The sequence below is a fragment of the uncultured Chryseobacterium sp. genome, assembly GCF_936933875.1.
GTDB lineage: Bacteria > Bacteroidota > Bacteroidia > Flavobacteriales > Weeksellaceae > CAKZIK01.
The window spans coordinates 1-22,031 of the sequence record NZ_CAKZIK010000049.1; the positions used below are offsets into that span (position 1 = coordinate 1).

Here is a 22,031-nt window from a genome sequence, read left to right on the forward strand (position 1 = left end):
ACCCGTCACCTTTAGACTGCCAGTCTAACGCTCTAGCCAGATGAGCTAATTCCCCTGAAAGTTTTGCAATGATACTGATTTTTCCAGAACTTTTCAAAAAAATCAGTATCAAAAAATTATCTCCAACCACCGCCTAAAGCTTGGTACAACTCTACTCCGGCTTTCATTTTCGCATATTGTGCATTGGAAATATTCAGTTCTGCATTTAAGGCATTGACGCTTGCATTCAACACTTCAAGATAATTCGCCATTCCATAATTAACCAATTCCTGTGAATAATCCACAGATTTCTGATAAGCCGTTAATTCCTTTTCTTTCAAAGCAATAAAACTGTCCTGAGACTGATAGGTTTTCAATGCGTCCGAAACTTCTTTTCCGGCAGTTAATAAAGTTTTTCTGAAATTCAGATACGCTTTTTCTTTGTTCACCAAACTGACTTCGTAATTCGTGCGGATTTGTCGCTGATTTAAAATGGGCTGTGTCAAACTGCCAACAATGTTCGCAAAAAGAGAATTCACACTAAACAGCTCATCAATATCAATACTCTGAAGTCCGGTGCTTCCAGTTAATCTCAAACTTGGGTAAAACTGAGCCTTTGCAGCTTTCGTCAGTTCAAAAGCACTCATCAAACCGTATTCAGCCTGCATTACATCGGCTCTGTTCGACAATAAATTTGCAGAATAACCTAGTTTATAGTTGTCAGGCAATTTTTGTTTTGCAAGACTTGTTCTTTCAATTTTTTGAGCCGGTTCTCCTTTTAAAAGACTGATGGTATTTTCAAGAATTTCACTCTGAACATCAATATTAATCAATAAAGATTCTGCATTATAAACCAACGCTTCACTTTGTTGAACTGCAACTTCGGTTAAAGTTCCAGCTTGCTTTAAAGCCTTCGATGTTTCAAGATTTTTTTTGCGGACAGTAATGGTTTCATTGATGATTCTTTTCTGTTCATCAAACGTCAGCAACTGATAATAAGCTGAAGCAATTGCAGCAACCAAGTCCGTTTTTACAGCGCGATGGGCAGAAACAGTTCCCCAATATTCTGCCATTTGTGCTTTTTGCTGAGCATTCAGTTTTCCCCAAATGTCAACTTCCCAAGAAATATCACCACTCAAATCGTAAATATGCTGATAACGTCGTTCTCCACCACTCAACTGTCCAAGCTGTGTATTTAAAGATTGCGTTTGAAAAGTATAAGACGGACCAACTGAAACAGTAGGTAGATAAGCGGCTTTGCTTTGTTTTAAATATGCTTCCGCCGCAGAAATGTTTTGAACTGCTATTCGGATATCCAAATTATTTTCCAAAGCTTTTGAAATATGATTTTGAAGAACAGGATCGGTAAAAATTTCTCTCCAGGACACTGTTCCGGTACTTATGGAATCCGTAGGAAGCATATCTGTACGGAAAACATTTTCATTGACTTCCTGCGGTCGCTGATATTTCTCGCGGTTTACACACGAACTTAAAGTTGCAAGAACGATGACGACCGCTAAAAAATTTATGTTGAATATTTTTTTCATTTTAAATACATTGATGATTACTCAGCCAATTTAATATCTGATTTTTTAAGTGGAACAACTTTTTCCTGCAACCATTGGAAAATTACATACAGTACAGGAATCGCAACCAATCCAAAGAAAGTTCCAATCAGCAAACCTGCAGCAGCTCCTGTTCCGATGGAACGGTTTCCGACAGAACCAATTCCAGAAGCAAAAACCAACGGCAACATCCCGAAAATAAACGCAAAAGATGTCATCAAAATTGGTCGTAAACGCGCTTTTGCTGCATTAATTGCAGACATTGCTAAACTTTCACCATGATGGCGTCGCTGAACAGCAAATTCTACAATTAGAATAGCATTTTTAGCGAGAAGTCCAACTAGCATAATTAATGCAATTTGGAAATAGATATTATTTTCAAGTCCGGCAATCATCTGTCCAAAATAAGCGCCGATAACTCCTAAAGGAAGTGAAAGAATTACAGCCAAAGGAAGCAAGAAGCTTTCGTATTGTGCAGCGAGAATGAAATATACAAACACTAAACTCAACATGAATATCACGGCAGTTTGAGAACCGGAAGACAATTCTTCTTTCGAAAGCCCTGTAAACTCAATATCATAATCGGCAGGTAAATTTTCTGCAGCAACTTCCTGCACTGCTTTTATGGCGTCTCCTGAAGAAAACCCTTCATTGTTTGAACCTGAAATAGAAACCGAAGTAAATAAATTATAACGGTCAACAGATTTTGGTCCAAAAGTTTTTTCCATCGATACAAACTGAGAAAGCGGTGTCATTTGTCCTGAAGCAGTTTTCACGTAAATACTGTTTAAATCTGCAGCTTCGTTTCTTGCGTCTGGAAACGCCTGAACCATCACACGAAACTGTTTGCCGTATTTCGTGAAATCTGCAGCATAAACTCCGCCGACATAACCCTGCATGGTGCTCATAATATCGGTAATATTAACGCCTACTTCTTTTGCGCGAGGAACATCGATGACCATTTCGAACTGTGGATAATTGGTATTAAAGGAAGTTTGCGCAAACTGAATTTCAGGTCTTTGCATTAAAGCGCCAATAAACTGTTTTGCTACGCCATCCAACTGTTTTAAATCTCCGCCGGATCTATCCAAAAGAACGGCAGAAAAACCGTCACTCGATCCAAATCCGGGAATACTTGGAGGTGAAAAGAACACAATTTTTGCATCGGGATATTTCGCACCCAAACCAAATAATTTTTTGGTAATTTCTTCTACTGAAAGGCTTTTATCATGTTTTCTTTCATCAAAAGGTTTCAAACGGACAAACGCCTGTCCAACATTGGAGCCGCTTCCCGACATAAAACCACGGCTTGCTGTAAAAGTTACGTTCTGAACTCCCGGAATTTCACGGGCGTCTTTCTGAAGCCCTTTCAACACATTGTAGGTTCTTTCCATAGAAGCTCCCGCCGGAAGAGAAACATCGGTAAAAATAATTCCTCGGTCTTCTCTCGGAACAAACCCTGAAGGCATCGAAGAGTTTGACCACCAAAAGAAAAGTCCGCCCACAGCAAAAATCAAAAGCGTAACCCATTTATGACGAAGCAAAAACACAAAAAATCTTCCATAACGGTCTGTTGCGGTTCTGAATGCCATGTTGAATTTGTAGAAAAATTTGTTCATGAAATTCATTTCCGAATATTCTTTGTGATGGGCTGCATTTGGTTTCAAAAATATTGAACATAAAACCGGAGAAAGCGTTAATGCGTTTACGGCAGAAATTAGAATTGCCACAATTAACGTTACCCCAAACTGCTGATAAAAAACACCGGTTGGTCCTGTAATAAACGTAACCGGAATAAACACTGCCGACATTACCAAAGTGATTGAAATAATTGCTCCTGTAATTTCGTCCATCGCCGAAACGGTTGCTTTTTTGGCATCAGTAATTCCGTTTTCCATTTTGGCGTGAACGGCTTCTACAACAACAATAGCGTCGTCAACAACAATTCCAATCGCGAGAACCAAAGCAAAAAGCGTAAGCAAATTCAAAGAATAGCCAAATAAATTCAGGAAGAAAAACGAACCAACGATGGAAACAGGAACTGCAATCGCCGGAATGAGTGTGGAACGGAAATCCTGAAGGAAAATAAATACCACGATAAATACGAGGATAAAGGCTTCAATTAATGTTGAAACTACCTTTTCAATCGAAGCTTCGAGGAAATCATTCGTATCGAAATTGATGGTATAACCAATTCCTTTCGGCATCGTCTTCGCGTTTTCTTCCAAGAAAACTTTAATGTTATTGATAATATCCTGAGCATTGGAACCCGGCGTCTGAAAAATCCCCATACTGATGGAACTTCTGCCGTTATTTTCCCCAACAGCGCTGTAAGACTGTGCATCCAATTTAATCTCTGCAACATCTTTCAGTTTTAGAAACTGTCCGTTTCCCAGAGATTTCAGAATAATATCGCCGTAATCCTGCTCTTCACTGAATTTTCCTTTGTAAGTAATAACATATTCGAAGGCACTTCCACTGTTTTGCCCGAGTTGTCCGGCTGCAGCTTCACGCGACTGTTCATTAATTGCTGCGCTTACATCTGCAGGTTCAAGTCCGTAAGCAGCCATTTTTGCGGGATCTATCCAAATTCTCATTGAATAATTTTTGCCCCCAAAAGCTTGGGCTTCACTTACCCCATTAATTCTTTTAATCTCAGGAATAACGTTGATATTCAAATAGTTTTGAAGCCAAACTTCATTCAAATCCTTATTTTCCGTGTAAAAAGAAAGGAACATCAATGCACTTGTTCTCTGTTTCTGAACGGTAACGCCCGATCTTGTAACATCTCCCGGTAAGAGCGGAACTGCACGCTGAACTTTGTTCTGAACATCTACTGCAGCAATATTCGGGTCAACTCCCTGTTTAAAAAATATCTGGATATTTGCCGAACCGTTGTTACTTGCCGAAGAAGAAATATAATCCATTCCTTCCACACCGTTAACCTGTTCTTCAATTGGGATAATCACACTGTTCATTACGGTTTCCGCACTTGCTCCCGTGTAATTTGCTGAAATACTCACCGTTGGTGGAGCAATGTCGGGATACTGCGTTACGGGAAGGGAACGTAATCCTAAAACACCGAGGATAACAATAAGAATGGAAACTACCGATGATAAAACCGGTCTGTTGATAAAATGCTTTACCATTAGAAAATCGGTTTTATTGCGTTTACAATTTCGTCAAAATCTGCCGGTTTTTGTTTAACTGCAGAACCCGGTTTCAGTGTTCCAATACCTTCAGCTACAATTTTTTCACCTTTTTTCAGACCGCTTTTTACCACAACCAAATTATTTACACGATCGGTAACGCCAATCAAAGTGTTTCTTGCTGTGTCTTTTTCAATCGTATAAACGTAAACCATTCCCTGCTGTTCGAAAGTAGCACTTTCCGGAACGACAATCGCTTGGTCGTACAATTTTGGAATTTTAATTTTTCCGCTGTTTCCGTTGCTCAATAGTTTTGCGCCGTTCGGGAATGAAACCCTGAACTGAATTGTTCCTGTTTCCGGGTCGATTTGTCCTGTTACCGCTTCCACTCTTCCCTTTTCCGGATAGGTTGAACCATTCGCTAATTCCAACTCAACCATCGGCATATTTCTTAATTTTTCGGGAACAGTCGCGCCTATTGAATCTTCAAGAAAATTCAGATATTCTTTTTCATTCATCGAAAAATAGGCGTAGATTTCGTTCGTATCTGAAACCGTTGTTAAAGGAGTTTGGTCACTTGGTCCGACCAAACTTCCAACTCTCAAAGGTAATTTTCCAACTACGCCTGAAATTGGAGCACGAATGAGGGAATAATTAATATTCGCTTGAACTCCCTTATAATTTGCTGTTGCCTGAGAAACACTTGCAGAAGCCTGTTGTTGAGCAGCTCTTGCCTGAGAAAGTTGTGCTTGAGCTCTTGCCAGATTAGCTTTCGCCGTTTCGAGTTGAACATTGCTGATAATATTTTTCTGAACCAAAGGAACAAGTTTATTCACTTCCACTTGAGCTGACTGAACAGAAGCTTGAGCAGCGCTAACATTGGCTTTTGCTGCAGAAACTCCCGATTGTGCTGCACAGATTCCTGCTCTTGCCGCATCTGCACTTTCATTTAAAGTATTGGTTTCAAGTCGGAAAAGCGGCTGTCCTTTTGAAACATACTGACCTTCATCCACCAAAACCTGAGTTATATATCCCTGAATTTTTGCGCGCACATCATTGTTCACTCTACCCTGAATAGAAGCCGGAAAAATTTGATAACCTGTTACATTACGAACCTGTGCTGCAACTACTGGAACTTCTTTCGGGCCATCCTGTTTTTTATCGTCCTTCTTTTTGCAGGACGCTAAAGAAAGCGTGGCTAAAGCAAAAATTAATATTTTATTCTTCATCATATAGTTTTTTAAGGGAGTTTTCGATGTTTTCAATGTTATTTTTTAGAAGTGAGGTGTAGATTTCATATTTTTCGGTAAAATCGTAGCCGCGTTCTTTGCGGTACTGATTAAATCTGTCCAAAATATTAAGTTCAGTCTGCATTTTTTTGACTACTTCTCCAAAACGTATTCTTGGATATTCTTCGTTGAGTTTAAAATAGCGTTTCCGTTCATCAATCCTGTTAAAATCTTTAATCAAATTGATTTGAAGCAAAAAATTCAGGTTTGAAGAAACAGAACTTTTACTGGCAGAAAAGGCTTCAACCAATTCGTCAAAACTCATCCCTTCTTTTTCGAAATCGAAAATCAGAAAGGCATAAATTTTTGCTGCGAGAGGCGGAAGTCCATAAATTTTACCATAAAAATTGGCAAAATCCTGAAAGATTTCCTTATCAATTTCAACAGTATTAGACATGATTTTACAAATTATGTTACAAATATAAAATTAGTTCGGAACAAACCGAACTAAACTGTTGTGTATTTATCTATCAAAATTATAGATTAAAAATTTTGTGAATATTAACTCAGTACTTTTTCAAAGGCTTTTCGTGGAGCTCCCATCAGAAAAACTTCACCACAAAAAGTGTATCCTATCTTGTCCAGAATATGCAACATGGCTCCGTTATCGAAATTGGTATCTACTTTTACACTGAAAACATTGTTCTCTTTTGCAAACTCTTCAAGCTTTACAAAATAAGTTTTCACTAAACCTTTTCCATAAAAAGCTTCATCAACTGCAATACGATGTACCACCAAAAATTCTCCATTGGTCAACCATTTTCCATCGATATTAACATAAGCGGGTTCATCATTAAAAATTAAAGCACCATAAACCGCAATTTCGCCATCCAAAACCAAGACATAACCGTAATTATTTTTGATGTCGTTCTTGATAGTTTCCGGATTAGGATATCCGTTTTGCCATTGCTGACTTCCATCCAACCTTCTTCTTTCGATAGCTTGTTGAATAATTTCCCAGATTTTATCGGCGTCGTCCTTTGATGCCTTTCTGAATTGTATTTCTGAATTCACCCGTTATTATTTTTAAAACTCGTTGTGAGTGCGGCTCAACGCGGAGGCATCAGTATGATTGATTTTGAGCAACAACAATACTCACCATTTCTTCATTACGAATATACTTAAAATTAGTCTGTATCAACTTCTAATTTTATAAAGTGAATTGAAAAAGCATTGAACCGTTATGTCTTAAAAAGAAAGTACGCATTTTTTTAGAATTTGCTTTTTTAGGGTATTTTAAAAAAAAGTTATTTCCGAAAAATTTGCAGGCTTTAATGTCCAAAATTTTCCAGAAATAACTTTGCAACGTACACAGTTGGTGAGATACTACAAAAAATTAGTTAACCTCAAATTTAAGCTCCATTAACTCTTGAGAATTTCCTCCCACCAATACTTTAAAACTTCCCGGCTCTACTACAAAAACTCCGTTGTTATTGTAAAATCCAAGTTCTTTATCTGTTAAAATAAATTTCAAAACCTTGGATTCTCCGGGTTTAAGATTTACTAACTGAAAACCTTTTAATTCCTTCACAGGTCTTGCAACGGATGCAAATTCGTCGTGAATGTAAAGTTGCGCAACTTCTTTTCCTTCGTGTTTTCCTGTGTTTTTCAAGGTCACTGAAACTTCTACATTTTCTCCGTTTTTAAATTCACTTTTATTGATTTTCAAATCTGAATACTCAAAAGTCGTATAGCTCAACCCATAACCGAAAGGATAAAGCGGTGTTTTTTCGGAATCAGAATAATGCGTCCAAAAAACATTTTTATCTTTATCTAAAGGTCGCCCGGTGTTGTAATGATTGTAATAAATAGGGACCTGTCCAACATTTCTCGGGAAAGTCATGGGTAATTTTCCACTTGGATTGTAATCACCGTAAAGTACCTGTGCAACAGCGTTTCCGGCCTGCGTTCCAAGATGCCACGCTTCTACAATCGCGGGGATATTTTTGTCTGCCCAATTGATTGTTAAAGGTCTTCCGTTATTCAGCACCAAAACAATATTTGTGTTGACCTTGTAGATTTCTTCCAAAAATTCCTGTTGAAGTCCCGGCAGATTCAAATCTGTTCTGCTTCTTGCTTCTCCAGAGCTGAAGGCGTGTTCTCCCAAGACCATTACTACAACGTCGGCTTCTTTTGCCGCTTTTTTTGCTTCCTCAAAACCGCTTCTGTCAGTCATATTATAATCAACATCGGTCAGGAAATCAGGCTCTTCTGTAGTTAGATGAAGCCCTTTTACGTATTTTAAATTATTGCCTTTGTAAGCATTCATTCCTTCCAAAACGGAAACTGCCGAATTATCTTCTGCCGCAATTCTCCAACTTCCCAAAGGCGAGTTTTTACTTTCTGCAAGTGAGCCGAGCAATAAAATTTTCTGTCCTGATTTCTTTAAAGGCAAAATATTTTTATCATTTTTTAAAAGCACGATTGATTTTTTCGCCATATCCAAAACCGCATCATTGTTGGCTTTGCTTCCCACGGTTTCTTTTTCACGTTTTTCATCCAAAAATTTGTATGGATTATCAAAAAGACCGAGTTCATATTTCACCCTTAAAATTCTTCGGCAAGCATCATCAACAAATGATTCTTTCACTTTTCCTTGTTTAACCAAATTAATGAGTTGAGGTACGTAAATACCGCTTTCCATATCCATATCCGTTCCGGCTTCCACTGCTGATTTTGCTGCTGCGGACTCATTTTCAGAAAAACCCCACGTTATCATTTCACGAATCGATGCCCAGTCTGAAATCACAAATCCTGAAAATTTCCATTGATCTTTCAAAACTCCTCTGAGCAATTCTTGATCTGCGGTTGCAGGAATTCCGTTCAATGTGTTAAAGGAGGTCATCACGCTTCTGATTCCGGCATCAACAGACGCTTTAAACGGGGGCAAGACCTGATTGTAAAGTGTATTTTTACCAATTTCCGCAGAATGGTACTCCAAACCGCCTTCCACAAAACCATAACCGGTGAAATGCTTTGCTGTCGCAGCAATTTTCAGAGGGGATTTAAAAGTATTGTCACCCTGAAAACCTTTCACTCTGGCCACGGCAACTTTTGAACCCAGAAACGGATCTTCTCCGGCACCTTCCATCACTCTTCCCCATCTTGCATCCCGTGAAATGTCCATCATTGGTCCGAAAGTCCAGTTGATTCCGGATGCTGCGGCTTCCGAGGCTGCCACTTCTGCAGATTTCTCAATAGCTTCTAAATCCCAACTGGCCGCTTCTGCTAAAGGAATCGGACTGATGGTTTTATAACCGTGAATCACATCAAAACCAATAATTAAAGGAATGCCTAATCTTGTCTGTTCCACCGCCATTTTCTGCACAGCGCGCACTTCTTTCACACCGCGAACCGTCAACATCGAACCAACCAATCCTTTTTTTATATTCTCATATTTCTGTTCCGCAGTTCCGCCAACAGGAGCAGGTCCTGTAACGTCCCAAAAACCATTATATTGATTCATTTGCCCCACCTTTTCTTCCAAAGTCATTTTAGACATTAAGACATCGATTTTTTTCTCAATCTGGGGATTGAGTTTTTGTTGGGAACTGAAAAGGGATGCGGTAAGAACACTCATTGTAAAAATTGCAGATTTTGTAAATTTTTTCATTAGTAAAAGATATTTATTTCAAACTTTCTGTGGTAAAACTTGAAAGCGGAAGTCCTGATTTATTGAACAGATCGGGCATTGCAACGTTGCTCCACGCGTAACGCACATTGACGGGATTTTTCACGGAAGTGGATACTAAAGTGATTTGATTTCCTTTTAAAGTGGGTTTTGCTGGATAAAATTTGCCGTCGTTTCCTGCCATTTCAAACAGTTGGGAATTTGGATTTTTAAAATGAAGTCCATCCGCAAATTCGAAAGTTAAAACTGCTTTGCTGCCTTTGTATTCTACATTTTTAAATGCAGGACTTTCCACCAACCCTTTTTTAAAATTATATACATTTTTTAAAACCAAATTCGCCATTCTTACACCTACCGGCTTTTTATTTTTGGGATGAATGTCGTCGGTTTTATCCAAATCGGTTGTTACTACCATTCCAGAATTTGGGACGGTTTGCGCCACCACCCGCTGTGCGTTTTTAATTCTAACCGTTGTATCGCTCCAACCCGTAAAACCCGCAATCTGAACGATATAAAATGGAAAATCATAACCTTTCGCTTTTCTCCAAGACGAAATCATTGAAGACAATAAATCTTTGTAACCTTCGGAATTTCCAGTGTTGGTTTCGCCCTGATACCACAATACGCCTTTAAATTTAAAATTGTTGACCGGATAAATCATCGCGTTGTAAGCACCGGAAATTTGCGACGGATAATAGTCAGAATTTCCCAATTTTTTGAAATTTTCTGCAAGCGATGGATTTGAACCAAAAACCTCTTCCGGTGTCCATAATTCCGCAGGGGAACCGCCCCAAGCTGAACAAATAAGACCAATTGGAACGCCTTTCAAATCTTCCTGCAGTTTTTGGGCGAAAAAATAACCCACCGCACTGAAATATTTCATTGTTTCGGGCGTGCAAATCTGCCAGTTTCCAAAGAAATTATGCTGCGGAAATTCGGAGGACAGTTTTGGAACAGAGAAAAAGCGGATGTTCGGATAGTTGGCTTTTGAAGCTTCCAACTCGCCGTCTTTAATTCCCCAACTCGCACTCATCTCCATATTGCTCTGTCCGGAAAGCAGCCAAACTTCGCCCAGCATCACGTTGTTCAGCACGACTTCGTTGTATCCTTTAAGCGAAATTCTGTATGGTCCGCCTTCTTTTCCGGTAGGAATTACAAATTTGAAAGTCGAGTCATTTCCTGTCGTCACTTTATATTCTTTTTCCAAAAAATCGGCTTTCAAAGTGATTTCCTCTTTCGGATTCGCATTTCCCCAAATCACGACTTGCGAATTGCGCTGAAGAACCATGTTGTCTGTAAAAACCGCAGGTAGATTGATGTTTGCAAAAACAAAAACCGTTGCCAGAGAAGAAAATAATACCGCAAATTTTATTTTGAAATTCATTTTGAAAATTTTATTGTTTTGAGATTGCCACTTGATTTGGCTCTGCTCCATTCCGCACAATTACAAAGGCTATTATCTGTTTAAAAATGTTTTAAAAAACGGATAAAGCTGATCTGCCATTTCCTGATCCTGTTTTATACTTGGATGTCCGCATCCTTCAGACTGCATCTCCTGAAATTTTAAAATCTCAATTGGCGCGTGTTTGGTATCGTTTTTAAAGAAATCTTTCACTTCAGAAAGACAATCGAGCAGAATTTTATTTCTTTCGCCGTGAACCATTGGACTGTTCAGCAAAACTACCCTTGTATTTGGATATTTCCGGTAAATATTTTGGATGAATTCGATATAATTTCCAACAAACTTATATTTGTTTAAAGGCAGTCTTTCTTTGTTGCCGTCTCCATCAGACAAATCGTTTGTTCCGAGACAGATGCTAACCACATCGGGCTGAAAATCGTTACCAAATTTTGCCGGCTCCGAAGTCCGCAAATAAAGGTGGTCGTAAACATCGGGCAAAATATTTTCTTCCCGTTTTTCTGTATTCCAGTTGCGATACATTCCGTAACCGGAAACAGAACTCAGCAGAAAATCCGCATCCAACATTCTTGATAAAACCGGACCGTAAGCATAATATGCATTGTGCTGATCAAACCATTGTCCTTCGCCACATTTTTTGTCGCTTTCATCGTTTCCAAAACCGCAGGTAATGGAATCGCCGATAAATTCAATTTTCTTCCTGGATTTTGACTGCAAAGCCACCGTTTTCAAACCTGTTCCGTCAAAGAAAACTTCCCCCATCGCAGCTTCAGTTGCTTTAAAGATTTTAATTAAATGAATTTTTTTAGACTTATCCGCAACATGGAAAGTAAATTTTTTAAAATCGCTGTTATCCACTTTGAAACGTCCAATATATTTTCCGTCCAATTCAACAGATATATAGTTGTAATAGCCCTGATATGGCACACTTTTAAGATTAACCTCCACCGAAGTTCCCTGAAACTGAAATTCTACCGAGGAACCCGGACCAATTAATTTTCCTGAACTTTCAGATTGCTTTTCAACGCGACCGTTCCAGACAAAATTTTGAAAATAATTTCCGCGGTAATCGTATTTCCGAAGAATTTCACGAGTTTTTACGCCTGATTCATTTAAGTCAGAAATGCTCCAGTTTCCCTTTGAATTTGCGGTGGGCAAAAGCATTGAACATGATTCTTTTTTATCCGAAACCGACCAGGTAATCCAAGATAATTTCCTGTCGTTCATCCAGTTAATCCAGCGTTGCCATTCTATATCGTCGATCTTTCCATCACCACTAGCTTCCATCCCAGCAGATTCCGATATAAAAACAGGAATACCAGAATGTATTGCAGAATCGGTTCTGTCCCGAAGCCATTGTCCGTGAGTTGCGGCATAAAAATGCACGGTGTACATTACATTTTTTACATTTTTCAAAGGATTTTGCTGAACCAAATCAATCCGCTGATCCCATTCCGGACACCCTACCAAAATCAAATTATCAGGATCATTTTTGCGGATTTCCGCAATAATTTCTTCCGCATAGCCTTTCACTTCCTCCCAAGACTGATTTTCGGGTTCGTTGAAAATTTCATAGATTACATTCGGATATTTGCCATATTTTTTTGAAACTTCAGAAAAAAATTTCTTCGCTTCTGTGGTATGGATTTGATGCGCGTGCCAATCAATAATGACGTAAATTCCTTCCTTTATGGCACCATCAACAACTTTTTCAATTATTTTTCTGTTTTCTGCAGGTTTTTGAAGATAAGCACCATCCGGTTCAATTCCCATCGAAGCACGTACTACATTGACGTTCCAGTCATTTTTAAGCCATTGTACAGTTTCCCTATTGTAAAATCTGGGATGCCAGTTGCTCCAACCAAAACTGGTCCCAATCAATCGTACAGGATTTCCATTTTGGTCGGAAAGTTGGGTTCCTACAACCTGAAGTTTCCCGATTTTCTGTACGGGATTTTTAGCCAATCCAAGCGTGAAAACCGTTATTAATAAAAGAAAAATTAATTTTGTGAAATTTTTCATACTTTTTTCGTAGCCACAACAGGCACATCAGTTTTTAGGATTAAATATTATAGTTTCAATGGTGTATCAAGTTTTGAAAATCAAAGATTTTCAAATTTCAGAGTAATCTTTTTTGGCTGTTTTAATTTTATCGATACAGTTTCATTCTGCGTGCCTGTTTTTCAAACAAAGTTTTTCTGTCTTTATAAAATTTCTGAAAATCTTTTTCTGACGGATGACCTTTGAAAGGCAGATAATATTCCACCTCGTTGTTACCAGGCTTAAATCCGGCATTTCGCCAAAATAAAACATAGGAAAACTGATGTTTATCGAAAACAGGTTTAAGAATTTTGGTAAACCACTGATGGTCGGGAATTTGGTTGTAGCCAATCTCCCCAATTGCTGTGATTTTGTTATGCTGAACTCCAGCCAGATTCATGTTTTTCAAGAGTGCATCAATCTGTTGTGCGAATTTGTACCCTTCTTCTACCGAACTTCTTTGATACGCATCAAATGTAAACATATCCACATAATCATCCCCAGGATAACGTTTGAGATATTCTTCAGGCGAATTAAATTCGGTTCCCGTATTGTATACTGAAATTAAATTGTGCAGATTTTTGGTTGACAAAATAGTATTAAAAAAAATCTTTTAATCCATATAGATTTGTTACCAATGTTAGTTAAATATTAACACAATCTTAAAATCAATTTAATATTTAAGAATTGTTTATGAAAAAAATGAATACCAATTGGCAGATTCCTGCATGTAACAAGGCAGCGCTATTTTTTGCGCTCACTGTTTTACCGTATGGAATTATGAATGCACAGCAGACAACCAGCGACACTTTGAAAGAAAATAAAATCGAAGAAGTTGTTCTTATTGGTTATGGAACTCAAAAAAAGGGTGATGTAAATTCTGCGGTTTCTTCTATCAAGTCGCAAGACCTGCAAAATGTTAAACAGGTTTCTGTTGACCAGATGATCCAAGGGAAATTATCGGGAGTTACCGTTACAAGCTCGAGTGGGCAACCAGGTTCAGCTGTATCCATTAAAGTTCGTGGGGCTACATCCATTAACGGAACAAACGAACCGCTGTATATTATTGACGGAGTTCCCTTATCCGGGGATGCAACAGGCAAATCTACTTCCGGAAGACCGATCGCAGGAAACGATTTCTCCTCAACAGGAGGTTCGGGGAGCGTAGCAGTATCTCCAATATCATTCTTAAACCCGAATGATATTGAATCTATTGACGTTCTGAAAGATGCATCCGCAACAGCGATCTACGGCTCCAGAGGTGCAAATGGTGTTATTTTGATCACGACAAAATCCGGTAAAAAGGGGGTGGGCAAAATCAGCTACGAGGGTTTTACCTCTGCTGCTACTATTTATAAATATTTGGACGTGCTGAAACTTCCGGATTACGCAAGACTACAGAATGCGATGGCACCGGTATTCAATACACAGATTAGTCCCAACTTTGCGCATCCGGAATTATTAGGAAACGGTACCGACTGGCAGAAGACAATTTACAGAACCGCATTTTCACAAAGTCACCAAGTTGCATTTTCAGGGGGTAAAGATGACACCAATTATTATACATCCTTAAGTTTTCTTGATCAGGAAGGAACAATTATCAACACAGGTCTTAAGAGATATACCTTCCGCGCGAATCTCAATACCAAAATCAAACCTTGGTTAAGGGTAGGAACAAATCTTACAGGTGGTATTTCCAATGAAAATTACACCATCAATCAAAGTTACAACGGCCTTATTAGCAATACGCTTCTACAGGCTCCAGACCTTCCCGTTTATAATGCTGATGGCTCTTACGCCTCTCCTCCTGCAGGACAAAATGTAAACTATTTTAATCCGGTTGCAGAAGCTCTGGACAAAGTGAACAAGTTAATCCGTAAAAATGTTTTGGGAAACCTTTATGCAGAAGCAGATGTATTTAAAGGACTTAAATACAGAATTGAGCTTTCTGCAAATACAGAATTTGCAGAAAATACCGAATTTTGGCCACAATACAACAGGGGATCGCAATCTAATGATACCGCCGACCTATGGTTAAGAAACAGTGATTGGTATTCCACCAACCTCAAAAACTTGCTAACCTATAATTTTGCCTTGGGCAACCACAAATTTACTGCTTTATTAGGACAGGAAGCATTAGACAGCCATTGGAAAGGAACTACGGGCGAAGGACACGGATTTGTTTCCAACGATATTTACAGCTTGAGCCTTGCTGAAGACACCAATGTTACAAGCTACAAGGGCAGCCAGAGCTTAAGCTCCTATTTTGCACGACTTATCTATGATTTCAACAACAGATACGGATTTACTGCCTCTATAAGAAGAGATCAATCGTCAAAATTTGATCCGGTGGCGAAAAGCGGTAAAAATCAGGTCGGCTATTTCCCTGCAATATCTGCATCGTGGAAAGTTACGAATGAGCCGTTCATGAACTGGTTGCCTGCGGAAGTTATCAGCAACCTTAAATTCCGTGCAGGATACGGAGAAACCGGGAACCAACAAATTCCAAACAACCTCTATGCTTCGCTGTTAACCATTTACAATACTCCGGCATTTCTAAATAATCCAGATTTAACATGGGAAACCATGAAGCAAACGAACATCGGTGTAGATCTTACCCTTATTAAAAGGCTGAATATGTCTATCGACTGGTATAACAAAGAATCTTCGGATTTCCTATTCAGATTACCGTTGCCGGATTACCTAACTGGTGGAAGCTCATACTATGGAGGTATAGAATCTCCGTACTCCAATATTGGAGGCATGTCCAACAAAGGAATTGATTTTTCACTCAATTATGATACCCGTGGTGATGGACTGACCTGGTCGACAAGTCTGGTCCTTTCACATTACAAAAACAAGCTGCTCAGCTTAATCAACGGTATGTCGAATATTGACGAGAAGGTAAACATCAACGGTTATCAACCCATGGTTGCAACCAACACTTTAATCGGAAACCCAATAGGTACTTTTTGGGGCTTCAGAAGTCAAGGACTTTACAGAACAGATTCAGATTTAAATGGCGCTCCAACAGTTTACGGCAAAAATTCTGAATTGGGAGACGTGAGATATGAAGATATCAATGGTGATGGAAACATTAATGACCTTGATAAAACGATAATAGGAAATCCTCACCCTGACATTACTTTTGGCTTTACCAATAATTTTAAATACAAAAGTTTTGACCTGTCGTTCTTTATTCAGGGCTCTCTCGGAAACGACATCCTTAACCTAACTCGCAGAAACGGTACACAAAACGCAATGATGTACCAAAATCAACTGGCAGAAGCTATGGATTTCTGGAGTGCATCAAACCCCAACGCTACGCAGCCGAGATTAATTAACAGTAATTCTCATCCCAACATTATGATTTCTAACCGTTATGTAGAAAAAGGAGATTACGTAAGACTGCAGAACGTAACGCTGGGCTATACCGTTTCACCCGAATTTTCATCTCAGCTTCATGTGTCAAAACTCAGGATTTACGCCACCGCACAAAATCTTTTGACCGTAACTAACTATACAGGATATGATCCGGAGATTGGAGCATTTAACCAAAATGTATTATTGACAGGCGTTGACAACGGAAGATATCCGACTCCAAGAACTTTTATCTTCGGAATTAATTTAGACTTTTAACATTATTTGAAATGAAAACAATATTCAGAAATAATATCATCAAATATTCATTAGGCATTTTATTGGCGGGAACATTTAATTCATGTAGGGACGAATTTACGAACCGCCCTTCGGAAGATTCCATCAGCGCTGAAAGCTACTATAAAACCAATGACCAGGTAAGAACATCTACAGATGCACTTTATTACAAGACATGGTTTCAGTTTAATAATAAGTTTTTCTACGCGCTTACGGAGGTAGGATCAGGAAATATGTACACGAATTCTTCGGACGTTAATGCCATGCGGACATTCTCCATCACTCCTGCAGATCCCGAAATGTATGCAGGTTGGCAATCTCTTTGGGCAAATGTCGCACAGGCTAATTATCTCATTAACAATTTGCAGACCCGTGTAGATCCGTCCGTGAGCAAAACCGTTATAAACAATGCTTTAGGAGAAGCTCATTTTATGAGAGCGACCGCCTATTTTTACCTTGTCAGAATCTGGGGCAATGTACCTATCATCGAAGACAATTTGAAACACGTAGCCGACTCACAAATCAACACCAATCCGGTAACGGATGTATATGAGTTAATCAAAAGAGATTACACAAAGGCAGGCGAATTACTGGACAGCAAAATGAGATCTTCTGCATATGCTGCAAACGCAAAGGTGTCCAAAGGATCTGCAAAAGCAATGCTCGCCAAAGTTTATCTGTATAACAAAGATTACGTGAAAGCCAGACAGCTTGCCGAAGAAGTTATTAACAGTGGAGAATTCAAGCTTTTAGGAGGGACTTCCGTTTATTCGGTTTCCGGAAAAACCTTTGCGGACTTGTTTAAATATCCCAACAACAATAACGAGGAATCTATTTTCGCACTGCAATGGAAAGCGGATGCCCAGTACGGTTCTGCCAATAACTGCAACACTCAGTTTGGGATCAGCAACGGAACCATTTCAACCTCCAACGCATCCTACGGTGGCGTTTTCGGACCGTCGCAAGACATCCTACAACTTTACGGGACAAATGACGTGCGAAGAAATGCAACGATCATGTTCCCTGGAAATACTTACCCCGACATGAAAGTTAAAAATGGCAGCACTTTTCAGATGGGCCTTACAGTTCCGTCTGCAGATCAAATTGGCGGCCAAGGTTCAGGCGCAGCGATTAAAAAATACTGCATCGGCATTGTTAACGGAAACGAAACAGGACCTGTTGACGGCTGGGGAATGATGGATAACAATACTTACATTATGAGGTACGCGGAGCTGTTACTGATCCATGCTGAAGCTGTTATGGCAGGAGGTGCTTGCACAAGTGATCCTGCTGCGCTTACCTCCTTGAATGCGGTAAGAAACAGAGCAGGACTTTCGCCTTTAAGCACCGTTACTTTCAATGAACTTTTTGCGGAGCGCAGAAAAGAGCTGGCATTCGAAGGAGATTATTGGTTCGACCTGGGAAGACTTCCGCGTACACAAGCAATGTCCATCATTAGCGCGCAAAACCGTGGAAACATGTGGGGAGCGGAATATTACACTCCTTCCGAAAACGATTTTACCCTTCCGTATCCAGCCAACGATGTTGCAAAAAATCCAAAATTTTGGAAGCTCCTGTTCCTTATCAGTTTAATTAAAATTATCATCAAAAAATGAAAACAGCAATTTTAAATCTCATAAAAACCGTTCTTTTAATAGCGGTGTTTACCACAGTATATTCCTGCAGGGATAATGAGGAAACTGCAAGTGCTTCTAAAACATTAAAAATCGATATGGTATCCGCATCTGTTGATGAAAACGGGCAACCTCTTAATCCTCTTGTCAACACCAATATTGGATATGCAAACAATACCTATGTTATCAGAGGAAGTGGGTTTACAGGACTCCAACATATTTATTTTAATGATTACGAATCATACTTTAATCCCAATTTTGTAACCGACAATACGATCTTCGTTACCATCAACGAAAACACTCCATACGTAAACGGAAGCAATAAATTAAAACTTGTTACCGCAACCGGAACGGCAGAATATGATTTTATCATCGCTCCTCCCGCACCGATCGTGACCGGCTTTCAATCTGTAAATGCAGCTGATGGCAGTAATATCATCATTAAAGGAAATTATTTTGTAAATCCAACGGTGAAAGTTGGGGACGCCAGTGCAACCATCGTATCGTATACCCTAACGCAGATTATTGCTACTTTACCCAACGGATCACAGGGGAAAAAAGTTTCTGTAACAACACTATCCGGAACTTCTGCCTATACATCTCAGGTTGGAACTTCAATTTACGACGACGTGTTTTATGGCAATATTTCGAACTCAACATGGTCGGGAGACACTTACAATATTGCATACAGCGAAAATCCGGCGAATATTATACAAGGAGAAAAAGCAATTCAGTGGAACGCCAAGGCATGGTCCGCTTTCCAGATTGACAACAGCCCTAATATACCTTCTGCGTCTAAAGGGATTAGATTCTACATAAAATCCGCAGCTCCAATCAGTAACGGAATCAAAATCATTTTAAACTATAGCTGGGCTGCCACTCCAACGATTAGTTCAGAAACAGAGTATAAGTATATTGAAATTCCATGGTCCGAATTTGGACTTGCATCTGCTCCTGCAACAATGAATTTAACATTTAATCACGCTCAAGGAGAACCAAACGACATCTATTTGGATGATATTGGATATTACTATTAATCTGGTAATCAACTAAAGAGGCATGAGTTATAATCTGCCTCTTTTTTTTACCAAATCATTTTAAAACAAGTTTCAGATCGTGAAGATTCCATCTGAACAAAATCAAGGAAATTGGGAACCGATATCTGAGATGAAGATGATATTAGCAAAATGAGATCTGTTCTTAGCAGAGTGCTTCAGGTTAACTTACAAAATTTTACTTCTGACATTATTTTCTAAATATCACATCCAATCCTATCCTAAGTTTTATGCGAAACAGCGATTGAGCAGATCAGTATTCCAAAGCAATTCCTACTGCGAAAGAACTTTCGCTTGACATTCTTTTGTATTGTGTTATCACAATATATCAATGGCTAAGAATTTTTCAGCAATATCATAACTTGATAGATTTTATCTAATTTAAATTTTTTACAATTGTATTGTGCGCAATTTAAATTCGTGGTACATTTGCAAAAGAATTTTTAGACTGCGAAAGTTTAAAATAATATTTCACTAATTTATAATACAATATCAATGTCATTATTAGAAAATCTACAATGGAGACACGCAGTAAAGGCGTATGACCCAACCAAAAAAGTTGCAAAGGAAGATTTAGACCGCATTTTAGAAGCGGCCAGGTTGGCTCCAACTTCATCCGGACTTCAACCCTTCAGAATTATTTCAGTTGAGAACCAGGAACTAAAGGAAAAAATGGTGGCAGGCGCTCTAAATCCGGAAGTAATGAGAGATTGTTCTCATGTCTTAGTTTTCGCAGCCTGGGACAGCTATTCCGAGGAAAAAATTGACAAAGTTTATGATTATCACACCGATGTGAGAGAATTGCCAAGAGGCAGATTCGGGAGCTATACCGATCAGCTGAAAAAAATGTATGAAGCGCAAACTGCAGATCAGCATTTTGCACATACTGCGCGCCAAACCTATATTGCTCTTGCCCTCGCAATGGCACAAGCTGCTGAACTGAAAATCGACAGCACCCCAGCCGAAGGTTTCAGCAATGAAGTGGTGGATGAAATTTTAGGTCTGCGCGAAATGGGCTTAAAAAGTGTAAGTTTGCTTTATCTTGGCTACCGCGACGAAGAAAAAGACTGGCTTTCCAGTATGAAAAAAGTAAGAATCCCGATGGAGGAATTCGTTATTTCCCAGTAAATGAACTTTCCCTGCAAATGATGGAAAAATCGGAATCTTTAAAACTTGATCAACAAATCTGCTTTCCGCTCTACGTTCTTTCCAAGGAAATTACGGGACTGTACAGGCCTATTCTGCAGGAACTGGATTTAACCTACCCACAATACCTTGTGATGATGGTCCTTTGGGAACAGGAAGGCCTGACAGTATCTGCGATCGGTGAAAAACTTTTTCTGGATAGCGGCACTTTGACTCCTGTGCTTAAAAGACTGGAAAGCAAAGGCTTAATCAACAGAATCAGAAATAAGAGCGATGAAAGAATGGTTCTGCTGTTCCTCACCGAGCAGGGTAAAAATTTGAGACAGCAGGCGTGCTGCATTCCGCAAAAACTTCTTTCGCAAATCAATATTAAAATTGAAGATCTCGAAAATTTTAAAGAGACCTTAACCCAATTAATCAATAATTTAAAAAAGTAACTTATGAAACCAATGTACACTACCAGTGTCACCGCAAAGGGTGGCAGAAACGGCCAGGTGAAAAGCGACAATGGCGTTATAGATTTAGCAGTACGAATGCCAAAAGCACTGGGCGGCGCGAATGATGATTTCGCAAACCCGGAAATGCTTTTTGCGGCAGGTTATTCCGCATGTTTTGACAGCGCCCTGAACAGAGTCATTATGCTTACAAAAACTGAAACCGGTGAAACCACCGTAACAGCCAAAGTAAGCATAGGCCAAATTGAAAACGGCGGATTCGGGCTTGCTGTGGAACTCGATGTAAATATCCCGGGTGTTTCCCTGGAACAAGCGCAGGAACTTACAGAAAAAGCGCATCAGATTTGCCCTTATTCTAATGCCACGAGAAATAATATCGAAGTGAAATTAGCGGTGACCAATAATTAGTATTTCCATACATAGATTGAAGAGACTTCCAGAAAGGTCTCTTTTTTTTGCTCGTGGGTTTTAGACGTTTTTAATTAAATTTTATAAATCCATCAGTATTTTATCGACACAATTTCAAACTGCTTTTCCGCTTTTCCCAATTTCAATGTCACGCGATCGCTTACCTTTCTGTCCATAAAGATTTTCGCAATCGGAGAGGTAAACGCTATTTTCCCTTCTGCAACATTTGCCTCATCGACGCCCACGATCTGATAATGCTGGATTTTGGGATCGGAATCAACCGTAAAGCACACTTCAGCACCGAACTTCACTATATTTTTTGGTTGTTTGGCAAGGTTAACAATTTTCGCAGACGAAATTCGATCGAGTAAAAGTTGCAGTTTCGCATTGATTAAATTGACGGCAATGCGATTTTCATTCTCGTCCGAAATTAAGGTATTGTCGCGTTCGTGAATCATTTGATCACGTTCGGCGAGCAACTGACCGTATCCGAACTCGGTAACGAAGTTTACCGTACCGGGCGGTAAATCGGCACGCGGCGGAATCAGCGGAATTTCCTCCTGATCACCCTCTTTCACAAATCCTCTACTCATATATTCCAGT

At 39.3% G+C, this 22,031-nt stretch carries 16 protein-coding genes; 6 read left to right on the forward strand and 10 right to left on the reverse strand.

Going from position 1 to position 22,031, the window contains the following annotated elements:
• Positions 1-116: 116 nt before the first annotated feature.
• The 9 genes from Q0252_RS07615 to Q0252_RS07655 all read right to left on the reverse strand — a co-directional run bounded on the left by Q0252_RS07615 (position 117) and on the right by Q0252_RS07655 (position 13,683).
• Positions 117-1,526 (reverse strand): efflux transporter outer membrane subunit, encoded by a 1,410-nt coding sequence (locus Q0252_RS07615; protein WP_297985050.1) that lies wholly within the window; start codon positions 1,524-1,526, stop codon positions 117-119.
• Between the two features lie 17 nt (positions 1,527-1,543).
• Positions 1,544-4,693 carry an efflux RND transporter permease subunit gene (locus Q0252_RS07620; RefSeq protein WP_297985053.1) on the reverse strand — a complete coding sequence of 1,050 codons (3,150 nt, stop codon included), beginning with the start codon at positions 4,691-4,693 and terminating at the stop codon, positions 1,544-1,546.
• Positions 4,693-5,922, reverse strand: coding sequence for an efflux RND transporter periplasmic adaptor subunit (locus tag Q0252_RS07625; RefSeq protein ID WP_297985074.1), 1,230 nt, complete (start codon positions 5,920-5,922; stop codon positions 4,693-4,695). The genes Q0252_RS07620 and Q0252_RS07625 overlap by 1 nt, the downstream gene beginning before the upstream one ends.
• Positions 5,912-6,379, reverse strand: coding sequence for a transcriptional regulator (locus tag Q0252_RS07630; RefSeq protein ID WP_297985055.1), 468 nt, complete (start codon positions 6,377-6,379; stop codon positions 5,912-5,914). Before Q0252_RS07630 ends, Q0252_RS07625 begins: the two co-directional genes overlap by 11 nt.
• Positions 6,380-6,483: 104 nt before the next feature.
• Positions 6,484-6,996, reverse strand: a complete 513-nt coding sequence (locus Q0252_RS07635; protein WP_297985057.1) for a GNAT family N-acetyltransferase — start codon at positions 6,994-6,996, stop codon at positions 6,484-6,486.
• 322 nt (positions 6,997-7,318) lie between these two features.
• The gene (gene bglX / locus Q0252_RS07640; RefSeq protein WP_297985059.1) at positions 7,319-9,562 is read right to left on the reverse strand and encodes a beta-glucosidase BglX; all 2,244 of its coding nucleotides are present in this window, start codon (positions 9,560-9,562) and stop codon (positions 7,319-7,321) included.
• A 46-nt stretch (positions 9,563-9,608) separates the two neighbouring features.
• Positions 9,609-10,997 (reverse strand): sialate O-acetylesterase, encoded by a 1,389-nt coding sequence (locus Q0252_RS07645; RefSeq protein WP_297985061.1) that lies wholly within the window; start codon positions 10,995-10,997, stop codon positions 9,609-9,611.
• 72 nt (positions 10,998-11,069) lie between these two features.
• A complete protein-coding gene (locus tag Q0252_RS07650; protein ID WP_297985063.1) occupies positions 11,070-13,055 on the reverse strand; it encodes a cellulase family glycosylhydrolase in 1,986 nt (661 codons plus the stop codon).
• Between the two features lie 127 nt (positions 13,056-13,182).
• Positions 13,183-13,683 carry a glycosyl hydrolase gene (locus tag Q0252_RS07655; protein WP_297985076.1) on the reverse strand — a complete coding sequence of 167 codons (501 nt, stop codon included), beginning with the start codon at positions 13,681-13,683 and terminating at the stop codon, positions 13,183-13,185.
• A gap of 83 nt (positions 13,684-13,766) precedes the next feature.
• Between Q0252_RS07655 and Q0252_RS07660 the strand changes: the two genes are divergently transcribed.
• From Q0252_RS07660 to Q0252_RS07685, 6 genes are all read left to right on the forward strand, one after another.
• On the forward strand, positions 13,767-16,712 hold the full coding sequence (locus Q0252_RS07660) for a TonB-dependent receptor (RefSeq protein ID WP_297985065.1): 2,946 nt from the start codon (positions 13,767-13,769) through the stop codon (positions 16,710-16,712).
• 11 nt (positions 16,713-16,723) lie between these two features.
• Positions 16,724-18,346: a RagB/SusD family nutrient uptake outer membrane protein gene (locus tag Q0252_RS07665; RefSeq protein ID WP_297985067.1), complete on the forward strand. Its 1,623-nt coding sequence runs from the start codon at positions 16,724-16,726 to the stop codon at positions 18,344-18,346.
• Entirely contained in the window at positions 18,343-19,401 is a 1,059-nt protein-coding gene (locus Q0252_RS07670) for an IPT/TIG domain-containing protein (RefSeq protein WP_297985069.1), read from the forward strand. Before Q0252_RS07665 ends, Q0252_RS07670 begins: the two co-directional genes overlap by 4 nt.
• 513 nt (positions 19,402-19,914) lie before the next feature.
• On the forward strand, positions 19,915-20,547 hold the full coding sequence (locus Q0252_RS07675) for a nitroreductase family protein (RefSeq protein ID WP_297985071.1): 633 nt from the start codon (positions 19,915-19,917) through the stop codon (positions 20,545-20,547).
• A gap of 17 nt (positions 20,548-20,564) precedes the next feature.
• On the forward strand, positions 20,565-21,002 hold the full coding sequence (locus Q0252_RS07680) for a MarR family winged helix-turn-helix transcriptional regulator (protein ID WP_367174828.1): 438 nt from the start codon (positions 20,565-20,567) through the stop codon (positions 21,000-21,002).
• Between the two features lie 3 nt (positions 21,003-21,005).
• Positions 21,006-21,428 carry an organic hydroperoxide resistance protein gene (locus tag Q0252_RS07685; RefSeq protein WP_297985072.1) on the forward strand — a complete coding sequence of 141 codons (423 nt, stop codon included), beginning with the start codon at positions 21,006-21,008 and terminating at the stop codon, positions 21,426-21,428.
• 92 nt (positions 21,429-21,520) lie between these two features.
• Here Q0252_RS07685 and Q0252_RS07690 read toward each other — a convergent pair.
• The coding region (locus tag Q0252_RS07690; protein ID WP_367174829.1) for a GreA/GreB family elongation factor at positions 21,521-22,031 on the reverse strand (511 nt) is incomplete at its 5' end.